Source organism: Pontibacillus sp. ALD_SL1 (assembly GCF_017355605.1).
Window position 1 is genome coordinate 3011595 of sequence record NZ_CP062974.1, and the last position, 14768, is coordinate 3026362.

At 40.2% G+C, this 14768-nt stretch carries 17 protein-coding genes and 1 riboswitch; of the genes, 6 read left to right on the forward strand and 11 right to left on the reverse strand.

Translation table 11 applies throughout. The features are described from left to right. Positions 1-15 precede the first annotated feature (15 nt). Positions 16-513 (forward strand): phosphatidylglycerophosphatase A family protein, encoded by a 498-nt coding sequence (locus tag IMZ31_RS15270; RefSeq protein ID WP_036782593.1) that lies wholly within the window; start codon positions 16-18, stop codon positions 511-513. A gap of 85 nt (positions 514-598) precedes the next feature. On the opposite strand, the gene IMZ31_RS15275 is transcribed toward IMZ31_RS15270, so the two are convergent. Both IMZ31_RS15275 and IMZ31_RS15280 read right to left on the reverse strand, forming a co-directional pair. Continuing rightward, entirely contained in the window at positions 599-1372 is a 774-nt protein-coding gene (locus IMZ31_RS15275; RefSeq protein ID WP_207528149.1) for a TIGR01457 family HAD-type hydrolase, read from the reverse strand. A gap of 22 nt (positions 1373-1394) precedes the next feature. Then, entirely contained in the window at positions 1395-1832 is a 438-nt protein-coding gene (locus tag IMZ31_RS15280; RefSeq protein ID WP_207528150.1) for a DUF86 domain-containing protein, read from the reverse strand. Between the two features lie 143 nt (positions 1833-1975). Here IMZ31_RS15280 and glpX point away from each other — a divergent pair, with 143 nt between their 5' ends. From glpX to IMZ31_RS15295, 3 genes are read left to right on the forward strand one after another with little or no spacing between them, the layout of a single operon-like run. Further along, entirely contained in the window at positions 1976-2947 is a 972-nt protein-coding gene (glpX, locus tag IMZ31_RS15285) for a class II fructose-bisphosphatase (RefSeq protein WP_207528151.1), read from the forward strand. 29 nt (positions 2948-2976) lie between these two features. Next, positions 2977-3246 (forward strand): DUF3055 domain-containing protein, encoded by a 270-nt coding sequence (locus IMZ31_RS15290; protein WP_207528152.1) that lies wholly within the window; start codon positions 2977-2979, stop codon positions 3244-3246. Positions 3247-3302: 56 nt separating this feature from the next. Continuing rightward, positions 3303-3587 carry a cytosolic protein gene (locus tag IMZ31_RS15295; RefSeq protein WP_207528153.1) on the forward strand — a complete coding sequence of 95 codons (285 nt, stop codon included), beginning with the start codon at positions 3303-3305 and terminating at the stop codon, positions 3585-3587. A 56-nt stretch (positions 3588-3643) separates the two neighbouring features. On the opposite strand, the gene IMZ31_RS15300 is transcribed toward IMZ31_RS15295, so the two are convergent. Then, complete coding sequence (locus tag IMZ31_RS15300; RefSeq protein WP_036782576.1) at positions 3644-3919, reverse strand: YutD family protein; 276 nt, start codon at positions 3917-3919, stop codon at positions 3644-3646. Between the two features lie 156 nt (positions 3920-4075). Here IMZ31_RS15300 and IMZ31_RS15305 point away from each other — a divergent pair, with 156 nt between their 5' ends. Both IMZ31_RS15305 and IMZ31_RS15310 read left to right on the forward strand, forming a co-directional pair. Beyond that, positions 4076-4750 (forward strand): YhcN/YlaJ family sporulation lipoprotein, encoded by a 675-nt coding sequence (locus IMZ31_RS15305; RefSeq protein ID WP_207528154.1) that lies wholly within the window; start codon positions 4076-4078, stop codon positions 4748-4750. A gap of 166 nt (positions 4751-4916) precedes the next feature. After that, positions 4917-5882: a M23 family metallopeptidase gene (locus IMZ31_RS15310; protein WP_207528155.1), complete on the forward strand. Its 966-nt coding sequence runs from the start codon at positions 4917-4919 to the stop codon at positions 5880-5882. 46 nt (positions 5883-5928) lie between these two features. Here the strand turns inward: IMZ31_RS15310 and IMZ31_RS15315 are convergent, their stop codons facing one another. From IMZ31_RS15315 to IMZ31_RS15350, 8 genes are all read right to left on the reverse strand, one after another. After that, a complete protein-coding gene (locus tag IMZ31_RS15315) occupies positions 5929-6021 on the reverse strand; it encodes a MetS family NSS transporter small subunit (RefSeq protein WP_207528156.1) in 93 nt (30 codons plus the stop codon). A gap of 2 nt (positions 6022-6023) precedes the next feature. Then, entirely contained in the window at positions 6024-7538 is a 1515-nt protein-coding gene (locus IMZ31_RS15320) for a sodium-dependent transporter (RefSeq protein WP_207528157.1), read from the reverse strand. A 392-nt stretch (positions 7539-7930) separates the two neighbouring features. Further along, positions 7931-9499 carry a Na+/H+ antiporter NhaC family protein gene (locus IMZ31_RS15325; protein ID WP_207528158.1) on the reverse strand — a complete coding sequence of 523 codons (1569 nt, stop codon included), beginning with the start codon at positions 9497-9499 and terminating at the stop codon, positions 7931-7933. Positions 9500-9736: 237 nt separating this feature from the next. Then, positions 9737-9920, reverse strand: a riboswitch (Lysine riboswitch). A 61-nt stretch (positions 9921-9981) separates the two neighbouring features. Next, positions 9982-10770 (reverse strand): sporulation protein YunB, encoded by a 789-nt coding sequence (yunB, locus tag IMZ31_RS15330; protein WP_207528159.1) that lies wholly within the window; start codon positions 10768-10770, stop codon positions 9982-9984. A gap of 58 nt (positions 10771-10828) precedes the next feature. Beyond that, positions 10829-11929 carry an HD-GYP domain-containing protein gene (locus tag IMZ31_RS15335; protein ID WP_207528160.1) on the reverse strand — a complete coding sequence of 367 codons (1101 nt, stop codon included), beginning with the start codon at positions 11927-11929 and terminating at the stop codon, positions 10829-10831. A 102-nt stretch (positions 11930-12031) separates the two neighbouring features. Next, positions 12032-12346, reverse strand: coding sequence for a YunC family protein (locus IMZ31_RS15340; RefSeq protein ID WP_207528161.1), 315 nt, complete (start codon positions 12344-12346; stop codon positions 12032-12034). Between the two features lie 56 nt (positions 12347-12402). Next, positions 12403-13794, reverse strand: coding sequence for a bifunctional metallophosphatase/5'-nucleotidase (locus IMZ31_RS15345; protein WP_207528162.1), 1392 nt, complete (start codon positions 13792-13794; stop codon positions 12403-12405). 12 nt (positions 13795-13806) lie between these two features. Further along, positions 13807-14616 (reverse strand): sulfite exporter TauE/SafE family protein, encoded by an 810-nt coding sequence (locus tag IMZ31_RS15350; RefSeq protein ID WP_242705580.1) that lies wholly within the window; start codon positions 14614-14616, stop codon positions 13807-13809. Positions 14617-14768 lie beyond the last annotated feature (152 nt).

Genomic DNA, 14768 nt, shown 5'->3' on the forward strand with positions numbered 1-14768 from the left:
AAATAGGTGATAATCATGGCAAAAGAAAAAATGACAGAGTTAGAACAAAAAGCACGAGAACTATTAAAAGAACGTGGCGTAACACTAAACGATATCGCAGATCTTGTACACTATCTTCAATCTAAGTATCATGACAACCTTGAGATGGAAGAGTGCTTGCACAACGTAAACCGAGTAATTGCAAAAAGAGAAGTACAAAATGCGATCTTAACAGGGATCGAATTAGATATAATGGCTGAGAAGAAAATGCTTCAATCTCCTCTTCAGGAAACAATTGAAACCGACGAAAGTTTATATGGCATTGACGAGGTCATTGCTTTATCCATAGTCAACGTATACGGCTCTATTGGATTTACAAATTACGGATATATTGATAAGCAAAAACCTGGAATCCTGGAAAAGTTAAATGACAAATCAAATGGTTGCCATACTTTCTTGGATGACATTGTGGGTGCCATTGCAGCTGCGGCATCAAGTCGTTTAGCTCACAGTGACGCAAATGCAGAGGCCTAAAACCGGCCTCCTTCCCCTACATAGAATAAGACGAAAAAAGGCAGCTTTCCCTCATCGGTAAGCTGCCTTTTTGTATCTATCTGTATTATAAATAAGGAATCCATTGATTTAATGTTGAGATCGTATAAGTTGGTTGCTGTGTATATTGAGACAACTGTTCTTTTGTCGTAACCCCTGTCTGAACGTGCAGGGTATCCATCCCGGCGTTCATCCCTGCTAAGATATCCGTGTGGTAGTTGTCACCTATCATTAACGTTTCTTCTCTATTTAAGCCAATTGCAGCCATGGCTTGCTCCATGATAATGGACTCTGGCTTTCCAATAAATGTGGGCTCAACACCGGTTGATACAGTTACAACAGAAGTGATTGAACCATTACCTGGTAACATGCCTCTCTCAGTTGGTATGGCAACATCACCGTTTGTTGACAAGAAGGTTGCACCTGCTCGTACATTTAAGCAAGCTTTTGTGAGCTTCTCATAATTCAACTCATGATCCAAACCCAATACAACATAATCACAATCTTCCTCTGCTAGTGTAAGCCCAGCATTCTTTAAAGCATGTATCAGACCTTCTTCTCCCATTGCATATACTTTTGCCCCTGGCTTTTGCGCTTTAATATAAGATGCTGTCGCCATACTTGTTGTATAAATTTGTTCAGGTTGAGCGGGAATATCGAACGTGTTTAATTTATCTGCCACCTGATCTGGACGACGTGATGAATTGTTCGTTACGAACAGATGAGGAGTCCCTTTCTCTCGCAGGGCCTTCACGAAATCAGATGCAGCTTCAACTCGCTCTGTTCCTCTGTACATTGTTCCGTCTAGATCGATTAAATAACCTTTATATGTCTTATTCATTGCTGTGTCACCTCTTTATTGATTAGGAGTTTGAAAACGCTGAAACGGGACCCAATTCATGATGTAAATAATAGCGAACATGTTCACTGTAATGAATAATTGCTGGCCTACTCTTTTCTAACGTTTCACGAATCGTGTCGGGTTTTATATTGACATAGTCTTGAACAAGAGGCTTCCTTAAAGAAATAAGTGTTTTATAACAGTCTTCATCTTCTTTAGGAATCACTTTCTCGTCGACTAATATATCAATGATATCATGATAACTTCCCGGATCTCTCATAATAAAACCGTCAATCATCATGTTGCCTACATCAATAACCGATTCTATACTCATCTGCGCCAAACGTTCAAGCGCTAGTGACCCCACATCACCTTCAAAGGTTTGGCGTTCATATACTTTCATTAAGTAATCCAAATGCTGTAGAGTAGCTTCAATTTTACTTCGATCCACAAAATACATAAGTATGTCCTCCTCATTTCATACTACAAGACCAATTTCTCTTATTTCATGATATCACAAAACGCTAAAATACAAATTTCATTTAAATTATGTTGCGATTTTGCTATGATATAAAAGGAATTTAAAGTATCGGAGGAAATGAAATGGATCGCGAATTAGCTCTAGAACTTGTACGTGTAACCGAAGCCGCAGCAGTGAGCTCAGCTCAATGGATGGGAAGAGGTAAGAAAGATGAAGCAGATGATGCAGCCACTTCCGCCATGAGAAGCATGTTTGACTCCATTACGATGCAGGGGACGGTCGTGATAGGAGAAGGAGAACTAGATGAAGCCCCAATGTTGTATATCGGGGAAGAACTAGGGAATGGACAAGGACCTGCCGTAGACATCGCTGTTGATCCTTTGGAAGGAACAAATATCGTAGCAAAAGGACACAACAACGCTATGGCTGTTATTGCAGCTGCTGATCGCGGTGCCCTTCTTCACGCTCCGGATATGTATATGGAGAAAATTGCAGTCGGAAAAAATGCAAAAGGAAAAATTAGTTTAGATGATCCGATCGAAAAAACGATTGATATTGTCGCAAAAGCCAATAATAAACGTATTCGCGACCTAACTGTCATTATTCAAGAACGTTCCAGGCACGAAGACCTTGTCGAACGTGTCCGTGCTAAAGGTGCCCGTGTTAAACTGTTTGGTGATGGTGATGTAGAAGCATCTATAGCAAGCTGCATACCTCACACTGGTGTTGATCTCTTTGTCGGCACAGGTGGCGCGCCAGAAGGTGTTATTTCTGCAGCTGCCGTTAAATGTCTTGATGGCGACATGCAAGCTCGCTTAGTTCCCCAAAATGACGAAGAAGCAAACCGTTGCATCGAGATGGGCCTTGCAGATCCACGTCAGCTTTTGACACTCGATGATTTGGTAAAAAGTGATGACGCAATCTTCGCTGCTACAGGTGTAACAGAAGGCGAATTGCTACATGGTGTGAAATTCTTAGGTAATGATCTTACTGAGACAGATTCAATTGTTATGCGCGCTAAAACAGGCACTGTCCGTTTCATAAAAGCGAATCACCACTTAGACCGTAAGCCACACTTGTTAGTAAACGAATAATAAGACTTGTTAAGGAAGGGAGTACAAGCATGAAAGAAGACCGACTTTTTCTTACTGATGAAGAAGAAAGCACTTCTACACGCTTTGTAAGCTTTATGGGCGAGAGCCATCGTTACGACTTGGCTATTACAACCTCGAAAAAATACGAAGACAAGAAAATGGTCATGAATTTACAAAGCAACCATTACGCTCTTTTGAACCAATCGCAAGTAGAGGAAGATGGACACCTTGAGCATGCCTTCAATTTAACAGAAGTGGAAGCAGAAGAACTAAGATCCTTCCTACGTGAAGTTGTATAAATGAATGAAATCCCCCTCATGATGGAACACTACATTCCAAAAGGAGGGGGATTTTTATGTCTGAACAAGATAAAGAGAAATATTCTGATTTCTCAAATGTTGAAGCCATGAGAAATTACGTTACACCAGAGCAAATGCCTGAGGGTCCTTACGGGGCTCCTCGTAATAAAGATAAGCCCGTAGAAAATAAAAGCACGCCCTGGCGAGCAGGCCAACGGTACTATAGCGCTTTTAACTATGAGAATAAATCGCTTCATAAAGACTTACAACGCTTAGACCCAGCCTCTCACCCAACACACGATCACCCAGACAAAGAAGTAAAGCCATCTCAAGAACAATAAAAGAGCAGGGCAAACCATAATAGGTTTCGCCCTGCTCTTTTAGAGTTTTCACATGCTTACTTGTCTGTTTTCTTCAATACGAAATGAGCGCAACCGAAGTTACAGTACTCGTACATATAATCATCTAGCGTGCTGATCTTAGTATCAAATGTAGACTTAGGATTCTGATCGTCATAAAAACCTTTTAAACGAAGCTGTCCATATCCCCAATCTCCAACGATAAAATCATACTTACTTAGAATATCGCTAAATCGTTCCTTAACTGCTTCTTCCTGGAAGCCCTCTTTTTCGTCTAGAACAACCTGATAATTCTTTCCTTGAATTTCTACCACGTCGATCACCTCTTAATAGTGCTTTTAGTGTATCATATTTTGGATATTTTGACTTTTACTTTTCTTGTTTGATCAATATTTTCTAGCATGAACTTTCCATATTGACTAAAGCTATAGGTGAGGGAGAGACAATATCATGCTAGAGGAGGGTTTCCATTGAACTACAAATCATGGATCGCAGCATCTGCTCTTGCAACAACTTTAGTTGTAACGGGCTGCGGTGCTGAAAACACAGACCAGGGCGCAATGGATATGAATAACGATGGGTACGGCACCAATGTAAGCTACGATGATGCCGACCGCAATAAGAACAAGAACTACAATTACCAATCTGTTGAGGATATGAATACCAATAACAATTCATCTCAACGTCTTGGCTACAACCGCTACTCTCGCGGTGAAGTCGACAAGCTTGATGAAGTCCGCTACGGAATTATGGACCGAGAAGCTGTAAGTGATTTAATCACTCGTTACATGCTACAAGCTAACGCATTTAAAGATGCGGCTACACTTGTAACGGATTCAGAAGTTCTGGTTGCCTATACGAAAGAAGACGATGTAGATCGAGACCGTGCGGCTGACATTGCGAAGAAGACAGCAATCTCAACTGTTCCTCGTTACTTCGAGGTGTATGTCACAGACCAGCAAGACATGTATAAAGACTTAGCATCTTTAAGCAATATGAAAACAAGCGATAAAAACTACCGTAACATGCTTGAATCAACAATTGAAGAAATGCGTAAGTCTCCACAAGGAGAAGCTATGTACAATGATGAAACAAAGTCCAAAAAAGACAAACGTGACGTTCAAGATCAAAGAATGAACCAGTAGCCTTAAGCGAACGCTAAATTATAGCTAAGACGGGACTGTTTGCCATAAACAGTCCCTTTTTTCATACTAGATCAAACATCTTCTTATTATTAACATTTACCACTTATGTTTCATACAAGGCTTTCGCACACTATTGTTATAATCCATCACTTGGAGGTGAAATTATATGAAACGTTTAGTAGCATTCATCTTGCTGCTAGCCCTCCTCCCACAACATACTTGGGCAGAAGAGAAAACTGATGTCACAGCACAACGTATGAACCTTTATAAAACTATGGAGTCCCTAACCCAAATTCCGTGGTACTACCTTGCAGCTGTCGATCAATATGAGCGCAACACTCAAAAAGAACCTGCATCTGAAGGAGTCATTTCGATTACCATTCCTAAAGAGATGTGGAACGGCGCAACGAATCCTAGTCAAAAAGATGTTCTTCCTGTATCAGAAATTGCACTATTTGAAGGAATAGGCCAAGACGGCGATGGAGACCATTTGGCTGATCGCACCAATGATGCCGATATTCTTGTTTCCTTTTCCCAATGGATGAGTGGATTTGGTACATCTAAACAAGATATTAAAATTGCTCTTTGGAATTATTACGAAAGAGATTTATCCGTTCAAACGATCGTTAATACAGCAGAAGTTTTTAAGCAAGAAAAAACAATTAATTTAAATCAACACATATTTCCCGTCCCCCTTCACCATAACTATAGCTATAAAAACACTTGGGGAGACCCACGTGGATTTGGTGGACGACGAATTCATGAAGGAACCGATATATTTGCTAATTATGGAGTTCCTGTACGTGCTACATCTTATGGCGTAATAGAGATGAAAGGATGGAACAAGTACGGTGGATGGAGAATTGGTGTAAGAGATATCCATAATATTTACCATTATTTCGCTCATTTAAACGGCTTTGAGAAAAATGTCAATGTAGGACAAGTGGTTAAACCAGGAGATGTTATCGGATATGTTGGTGCTTCAGGCTATGGACCGCCTGGCACATCAGGAAAATTTCCACCACACCTACATTACGGAATGTATAAAGATAACGGTCACTCAGAGTGGTCCTTTGATCCTTATCCCCATTTAAAACTTTGGGAACGACAAACACGTCAAATGAAAAAATAAAAAATCCCTCTCACGCTATTGCGTAGAGGGATTTTTAGTAACTTTATTATTTAGATGCTTTTACAGCCCGCACAATGCTGGCTATTAAACCACCCCAGATGACAGTAGCTCCGATTACAAACATTACGATCCAGCTCATGTTTAGCCAACCTCCTTCTCTTCCGACTCTTTCGGCATTGCCAGTTCATTATTCGGCCACTTCCTGACCGTCATTAAGGCGCCAACGAACATGGCTCCAATAGCAACTACCCATCCGAAGTAGAATAAGAATTCAATCGGGTATCCTTCATAGTTTTCCATAAGTTCAACACGTAGGTTTTGTAATAACATAAACCCTAATACAACTGGAGTAATCCAACCTAGACAAATTCTCCACCATATACCAAGTCTAATATCAGAAAGATTGTTAGCATGGGCTTGAAGATTCTTTAGTTCTTTCGCAAACCAAGCAACAGCTACAACTTCAAACAGACCAGCAAGCGCAACACCATAACTGTTAATAAAGTGGTCAACGGCGTCTAAGAAGAAAAGACCTCCGTTTGTTGCGTAAAGAAGGGAAATAATTGCTGAAAGTCCTCCACCAATTACAACAGCCGTTACACGTGAAAGATTGAATTTCTCAGCAACACCAGCTACATAGGTTTCGGTAATAGAAATTAACGAAGACAGACCAGCTAACACTAGTGAAGCAAAGAATAAGAAACCAAAGAATCCAGACAATACAGGCATTTCATTAATTATCTGAGGGAAGACAACAAACGCTAAACCAATTCCCCCTGCCACCACTTCTGTGACATCCTGACCTGTTTGCATGGCCATAAAGCCAAGAGCAGCAAACACACCAATACCAGCTAATAATTCAAAAGATGAGTTCGCGAAACCTGTGATAAAGGCATTGTTTGTGATATCAGATTTCTTCGGTAAATAAGAAGAATACGTAATCATAATCGCAAAAGCGATGGATAAACTGAAGAAGATCTGGCCATAGGCCGCAACCCAAACACCCGGGTCACCTATCGCATTCCAATCTGGTTGGAAAAATGCTTGAAGACCATCGACTGCTCCCTCAAGCGTCAAAGCACGTACAACTATAATTAAGAATAATACCACAAGCGTTGGGATAAAGATTTTATTCGCTAATTCAATCCCTTTCTTAATACCAATTCCAAGAACTGTTAAAGTAATCATCCAAACAATCGCCAGCGGAATAAGAATCTTCATATTCATTCCACCAACAACTCCAGGTTCTGTGATATTTAGGAAATCTTCCATCAAGAATGTACCTGTATCACTTCCCCAGGCTCCATTTAAAGCATAACCTGCGTAAAGAATCGCCCAGGCAATAATAACTGCATAGTAAGTAGAAATAATAAATGCAATCGCAACTTGCCACCAACCAATCCATTCAAAACCTTTTCGCATCCTACCTAATGATTTAGGTGCAGATCCTCGATACTTATGACCGATGGTGTATTCCATAATTAAAAGTGGAATCCCGGCAGTAAGAAGTGCGAATAAATAAGGTAAGAAAAAAGCACCTCCGCCGTTTTCGTAAGCCGTCGCCGGGAATCGCCAAATATTCCCTAGTCCAATAGCTGACCCCATTGCTGCAAGCAAAAAGCCAACCCGTGTTCCCCATTGAGAACGTTTTTCCATAAATAGCCCTCCCCTTCACCAGTCTTCTCCTGCGTTACAAGCATATGCTTATAATACCAGGAGAATGTGTGGTTTTTTCTTTTTTTCAGACTTTTCTTACTAATTAGCTGTCTTTATTCTAACCAGTCCAACTCAGCTTGTAAAGTAATATTTAAAATTTTCAGATATTTACAATTAGGCTTTTTATCCTATGCCTATTTTTCTAACCAAACCTGTTCCCCACAGGAAAGCGAGTGGTTTCCAGGCCCACCTTACACTCTACTAAAGCAAACGGAAACATTCTCTCAACTTCGGATATTCAATAATCCTGCCCTTATGTGGAACTAAGGCAGGTCTTAGTTGAGCAATAAAAAAAACCCCGTCATGTAGGTTACATAACGGGATTCACACATCTATGCAGTTTTGGAATCATTCACTTCTGAATAATTGCTTTTTGGATTAATTGCAAATACAACAAGTACTACAATCAACAGGGTAATAACAAGGGATAGCAAAGTACTAGATGTCATGCCATAAACCACATAACCAACAGAAGTGGCAGCGGCACTAATTAAGGCATAAGGCAACTGTGTCATGACGTGGTCAATGTGATTTGATCCTGCACCTGTAGAAGATAGGATTGATGTGTCTGAAATCGGTGAACAGTGATCTCCAAACACACTTCCGGCTAATACGGCTGCTAAAGCAGGTAAGAACATGCTTACGTCAGTGTTTGCTGCGATATTACCTGCAATCGGAAGCATAATTCCAAATGTTCCCCATGATGTTCCTGTGGCGAAGGCCATTCCTCCTGAAACTAAGAAAACGAGTAGTGGTAAATATGATGCCTGAATGTTTAGAGATTCAAATTGAGCTGCTAGAAACTTACCTGTCTCAAGCTCACCAATAATAGCCCCAATCATCCATGCAAAGACTAAAATATAAATAGCTGGCATCATTGCTTTAGAACCTTCAAGGCTAACTTTGCTAAGCGATGACTTTTCGCCTGATTGGGCTACATAAAGAACAAATCCACTTAGTGCGGCAAATAAGCCACCAGCGAATAATGAGCGGTTTACATTTGTATTCTTGAAGATTTCAAGGATGGTTACGTTTCCTTCTGTTCCTTGAATTCCAGTAATCACCATGGCAATGACAGTAGCCGCAATTAATACAATAATAGGAACAATCAAGTGATAGACGCGTCCGTTATGGACATCTTTAAATTCATTGTTCAAATCCCCAGGAACGTCTTTCGTTTGGTCAACAAGTTCCCCTTCAAATTCAGCTTTTTGCTCATGTTTCTTCATGGCTCCAATATCAAACTTGCGATAAATGGTTAAGAACACAAGTAAAATAGCTGCGAACACATATAAATTCATTGGAATCATTTTAACAAAGGCTTCTAAGCCACTAAACTGAGTTAATTCATTTGTTGCAATAATAGTTCCAATTGTACCAATGATATAGGCACCCCAACTTGAAATCGGTGAGATCACCGTAATTGGTGCTGATGTGGAATCAATCAAGTACGCTAACTTCGCTCTAGAAACTTTATAACGATCTGTTAATGGGCGAGCTACTTGTCCTATTGCCAAGCTATTAAAGTAATCGTCAATGAAAATAATAATACCTAATACAGCTGGCATAGTTTGAGCACCCTTACGTGTTTTAACACGTTGGATCGCCCACTCTCCAAATGCACGACTTCCTCCGGAAGCGGTCATAAAGGCTGTTGTAATTCCTAACAAGATTAAGAAACTGAGTAAGAATAAATTCCCTAAATTAAGCGCGCCATCTACATAGAAAATCGTATAGAATTGTGTCCATATTTCAGATAGCGTTGCGGATATTGAAAAATCATGGAGCATGAAAGCACCAAGTAATATTCCTACTCCTAATGAGATAAGCACTCGCCTTGTAACTAAGACTAAGACAAGCATAACAAGTGGTGGAATAAGTGAGTAAATCGTTCCTTCCATCTTTTCGTTCCCTCCGTATTTTAAATAATGGTCTCCTTCGTGTTTCAGGCCTGATGTCTTTCGAAGGAAAGGAACGATGGACATGACGATGCAAGTACTGTCGAGCACAGATTGGTGTGGTAATCTGGCTTTAGATGCAGAAGAGTAAGAGGAAATAAAAAAAACAGCAAATAATGATAGAGAAAATAACCTATCATTACTTGCTGTTTATCGCAAATAATATTGTTATCCTCCATCTCGATCAGTAGCGCATCATGCAATCCAACGTTCGGTTTGCATGACAGTACATTCTCTATTCGGGAATGCACCAGCGTAAGGAAGGGGACCCTTCGTTACACTTCGGCAAGTAGCCCTTTCGCCAGTTCTCATTGTTGTCATCCTCAAACTGGGTACTAATGCTAAATGCGCCTCTACCTCATCGATATGATAAGGGTAGATGAAATTCAATTTTTGTGTAAGACAAGTATTATCTTAACAAGATTTTATGGTCCTGGCAAGGGGTTTGTTGGAACTTCAATAGATGGATTCATTCCACCGCCACCACCATTGTAGAAATCAGGTACTTTCCCAATAATCACATTATGCGCAATAGGAACTTCTGTATTCACTGTAATCATCTTTGTAGAAAAAGGGAGAAGAACCTGTAAGTTGACTTCAACCCTCAAATCAATATCGACAACTAGCATATTAATGCCGTATTCTTTTTCTTCTTTTACAGCATCTGCTTTTACATTTCCAATGTAAGTGAAATGGACAGGAATCTCCGGTCCTAGGTTTGATAATAATGTATTTCCAGTAGCTTGCCCTAAAGGAATTCGGGCAATGGTTCGTTTGTCTTGGACAACCTCAGTATTCGTCTCCTCAGGTTTGTCAATGTCAACATCATAGGATATACCAGGGTCAGGGTCTTCGCCTTCACCTAACCTTGTTAAGTATTGATTTACACGAAATAACGTATCGCGGGTAACTTTATTGATCGCTGCTGAGTTGAAGCCAGCGGACACTACATTTCCCTGATCATCGTAAGTATACTGGACTAAATCATTCACATTCAGGTCTTCTGCCATCTTCTTACTGACGGTTTCTGCAATGGCTTCTTTCGCAAATTGTTCGGTTCTCGCCTCTGCGATCTCCATAATCTTTGGCTCGATCCCTTTATTTATAATCCATAAGCTTACAAAAGTGCTTATGAGAAAAAACATGAACGTTATAATAAATATCTGCCTGGCTGGAGGTGGTGCCATTGAACCTTTTCTTCTATTTCTACCCATAATAAAAACCCCCTCTCCTCAATCTTATGCAAGATGAGGACAGGGTTTGACTGTTTTATTACGTTTTTCCCACCAACGTAGTGTCACATTCTGTAATGACGATATTCAGAGCTTTACTTAAATCTAATTCATAATATGAGTGAACTGAACGTCCATTTTCTTCTAAAATTCTCACGTGAGGACGGTCGCTTATGTTCTCATTTTGCTTTGACACTATACCTTTTCGTCCATCACTTAAACTAACACTCAAGCCATTTGGGTACACAGCAACACTTCTTCGGAAGGCTTGAATCATATGTAAATCAAACTTTGTCCCGGCACCTCCGTATAAAATCTCAAGACCTTCGTGAGGGAGCATAGCTCTTCTATACACTCGGTTACTTGTAACTGCATCAAAAACATCTGCAATTGCCAAGATTTTAGCGTAGTAATGAATATCTTTGTCGCACAGCCCCCTTGGATATCCAGAGCCATCCAGCCGCTCATGGTGTTGAAATGCACAATGTGCCGCTACCAAGGGGACACTAGGTACTGATCGAAGCATATTAAAACCAGCTTCTGAATGCTCTTTAATAAGCTCAAATTCATCATCGCTTAAAGAACCTGGTTTAAACAGTACTTCCCTTGGGACTTGAACTTTACCAACATCGTGCAGAATAGCTCCAAACCCTAGCTCTTCAAGTTTCTTCGGATTTAAACCGAGTTCTGTTCCCAATGCTAACGTATAGATCGTTACATTTAGAGAGTGTGTAAAGATATAATCATCGTATGTAAACACGTCTGATAATAAAGAAATAGCTCGATCATGCCTCTGTATATCCGATAATATCTTTCGAACTACCTCTTTCATCTTCTCCCCAGTACGATCGAAAATAAAAGAATCTTGTAGAGTATTTGAAGATTTGACTTTATCAAACGTATCCGTAATACGATGGATAGCTTGATTCCTAACTTGATCTGTAATCGGAAATTCAGTCACGATATCATCCGTGACTTCGTCTTCTATGTAAACATATGTAATCCCCATGTCGTTTAATCGTTCGATCATTTTTAGAGTCAACGACACACCTGAATGGATTAAGACCTTTCCCTTTTCGTTATGGATCGGTTTTGCCAATTCATGACCAGGTTCTAAGGAAAACGTTGATAGCAATCGCATTCTACCCCAACCTTATACCAAACTTAACTCCTCAATTCTTTATAGCTATGTACACCGAGAGAATTTGAAGTAGATCTACAAACTCCCTCGTACTGAATATAGTTAAGACTCTTCTCTTACCAATCTTAACATAGCTTCTTTACCAATCATTCCTTCTTCCCAACCAAAGGCTTTTGAGCCTATGGTAACCTTTTCTAGAGGCGCTTCTAGTAGATCTTGTATACTTCTCACCCCCACTGCTCTCCCAGCTATAACGTTTCGATCACCTAACTTCTCATTTAATAGGTCTACATCTAATGCCCCACACATAATGTATCCTTTTTCATGAGTCACAACTAACAAGTTGGTTTTTGGTAAAACAACAGAAACAGCTGTAAACGGAACACCCTCAATCCATACAGGCTCTACCGTAACCATCGTGATCCACTCCCTTCTGCTACAATTTATGAAAATAGCAGAAGAAAGTGCATTATTTATGGCATTTGCTTAAGAGTTTCAAGCAATAGGTCACGAAGCAACTCTGGCATAAAATATTCTTTTTTTGGACTATTTGCAATTTCAGGAAGCAAACGACCAAAAGTAAAGGTATCAGCTGTAGCGACAGAGTACGTACGAGTTGGATCAATTCTTTCTCCATCAATGGTGACTTTTGTAACGTATTCTTGGTCATCTTGAGCTTTTCTGCTTTGCACGTCCACTCCATCAAACACCATGCGTCCTATCACTTCGCCCCTAAACCCAAATCCTTTGAGCTTTAGCTCCATAAAACGTTTCGCGTGTGATTGACGAATGACTTCCATAAGCTGATCCCCTTTAAGTTCCACCTTACAAGGATTCATGGGATGAGGACATTTTCGGTGGATATCTCCTCTAGTAACAGGTCCTTGAGGAAACCCTTCCAACAACACTCCCGCATTTAACATGGCTACATCAGCACCCGTCCAGTCCTTGAGCGTCCTAACGAACCCTTTCATCACCTCAGACGTTTCGAACCATGTTGCATCCTGATTTTGGCTTAATTCTGCTACCGTCTCATGCAACATATGGGAAGCTCGCTTAGAATAATATTCTACAAGCTGCTCTGTCTCCTTATCCTCATCCTGCATCTCAAGCGAATAGGCGCTAGCAGATTTATGGCTTAGCTTTCGATTGAACTGATCCCACTTAAAGGCAACCTGACCAACATACATGCCATGCTTACCAGCCGCCGATAGCAAAGTACCATTAATATACTCACCATCTTTAAATAAATGGTGGGTATGACCACCGATAATCACATCAACCGAATCATAGCGATTGGCAATTGCTTCGTCATCGTTAATCCCTAGATGGGATAATAACACAATAATATCAGCTTTCTTTTCGATCTCTTCTAATAACTCATCAAGCTTATCAAAAGGGGAAACGACTTCCCACCCCATTTGCTTGTAGAATGTATAGAACGGTGCTGTAAGTCCAATTACCGCAATCTTGGTTCCATTAGACGTTGTCTGAATAGAATAGGGATTTAACCATGCGGGGTCAGGAGCATTTATGGTTGATAGGTTTGCACATATTACATCAAATGTTGCTTCATCATACAGAGTATACAAATCTTCGTGCGTTAGAGTAATCCCTTCGTTATTCCCCAAAGTAACCCAGTTATAACCTGCTTTATTTAGTAAATCTATATTTGCTTTTCCCATCATTGCTTCTGAAATTGGATGAAAGCGATCTACGTGATCTCCTACATCCAACAGAAACATATCTTCTTTCATCTTTTCATGGTGATTTCGCCGTTCTTTCCAATGGCCTACAATTCGAGGCCAGTTTTCAAAATGGCTATGTAAATCATTTGTGTAGTAAAGATAAATATTTTCCGTCATCTAATCGACTCCTTACCCAATTCCATCCCAAATTAAGCGAACACCGATTAAAATGAGAATCATTCGTAATATCCATTCAACCGTTTTCCCGTTCATTCGTTGATTAAGCTTTGCTCCAATCGTACCACCAACCCATGCACCAGGTATGAAACATAGTGTGTAAAGCCACGGAACATGTCCCAATAGAACATGAGTGCTAGAGCTTGAGATACTTAGAAAGAGTATAATAAACATTGAAGTTGCAGTAGCCACATGAGGCGGTAATCCGAATAAAAGGATCATAGCAGGAACCATCAATGAACCTCCACCAATTCCAAATAAACCGGATAATGCCCCCACAAAGAACGCCAAAAGAAAGCCACCAATTATGTGGATTTGATAGTGATATGTTTTCTCATCCAGTGTGAATGATCGATTAATATGTAGCCACTTAGTGGATTTAGAACTTTTAGAACGATCGGGTCTCGGCAAAAAGAACAATAAAGATATGACGATCATTATAGCTCCAAAGGCAATAGAAAACGTTTTAGTATCCACGAACTGATTAAACCATGACCCAAACACTCCACCTGGCAGACAACCAATCAAAAAGATAAGTCCGGTCTTATAGTCAATTCGCTTGCTCTTCCAATACGCAATTGTTGAAGATAGCCCAGTGAAAATCATCACGACTACTGAAATACCTACAATCTTCTGAGGAGTAGCCCACTCAAAAGATTCCGAAACGTTGTGTAAGAACAACATAGAAGGTACTAAAATGGTTCCTCCACCAATGCCAGCGATGCTGCCAACAAAGGCTGTAAAAAAACCTATAATTAACATAATAAGAGCAACCAAAATACACAATTCCTTTCCAAAAACAATTCCTCAGTCTATCATTATCTTACCATCTTTTTCAGTTTAAAAACATGAAGAAAGCACCTCTGCCTTCCATATAAGCCTTCTTATATGGAAGACGCTGATCTGAGAGAATG

Coding starts and splice junctions, on each gene's coding strand:
- IMZ31_RS15270 (WP_036782593.1), top strand. CDS start 16: ATGGCAAAAGAAAAAATGACAGAGTTAGAACAAAAAGCACGAGAACTA.
- IMZ31_RS15275 (WP_207528149.1), bottom strand. CDS start 1,372: ATGAATAAGACATATAAAGGTTATTTAATCGATCTAGACGGAACAATG.
- IMZ31_RS15280 (WP_207528150.1), bottom strand. CDS start 1,832: ATGTATTTTGTGGATCGAAGTAAAATTGAAGCTACTCTACAGCATTTG.
- glpX (WP_207528151.1), top strand. CDS start 1,976: ATGGATCGCGAATTAGCTCTAGAACTTGTACGTGTAACCGAAGCCGCA.
- IMZ31_RS15290 (WP_207528152.1), top strand. CDS start 2,977: ATGAAAGAAGACCGACTTTTTCTTACTGATGAAGAAGAAAGCACTTCT.
- IMZ31_RS15295 (WP_207528153.1), top strand. CDS start 3,303: ATGTCTGAACAAGATAAAGAGAAATATTCTGATTTCTCAAATGTTGAA.
- IMZ31_RS15310 (WP_207528155.1), top strand. CDS start 4,917: ATGAAACGTTTAGTAGCATTCATCTTGCTGCTAGCCCTCCTCCCACAA.
- IMZ31_RS15315 (WP_207528156.1), bottom strand. CDS start 6,021: ATGAGCTGGATCGTAATGTTTGTAATCGGAGCTACTGTCATCTGGGGT.
- IMZ31_RS15320 (WP_207528157.1), bottom strand. CDS start 7,538: ATGGAAAAACGTTCTCAATGGGGAACACGGGTTGGCTTTTTGCTTGCA.
- IMZ31_RS15325 (WP_207528158.1), bottom strand. CDS start 9,499: ATGGAAGGAACGATTTACTCACTTATTCCACCACTTGTTATGCTTGTC.
- yunB (WP_207528159.1), bottom strand. CDS start 10,770: ATGGGTAGAAATAGAAGAAAAGGTTCAATGGCACCACCTCCAGCCAGG.
- IMZ31_RS15335 (WP_207528160.1), bottom strand. CDS start 11,929: ATGCGATTGCTATCAACGTTTTCCTTAGAACCTGGTCATGAATTGGCA.
- IMZ31_RS15340 (WP_207528161.1), bottom strand. CDS start 12,346: ATGGTTACGGTAGAGCCTGTATGGATTGAGGGTGTTCCGTTTACAGCT.
- IMZ31_RS15345 (WP_207528162.1), bottom strand. CDS start 13,794: ATGACGGAAAATATTTATCTTTACTACACAAATGATTTACATAGCCAT.
- IMZ31_RS15350 (WP_242705580.1), bottom strand. CDS start 14,616: ATGTTAATTATAGGTTTTTTTACAGCCTTTGTTGGCAGCATCGCTGGC.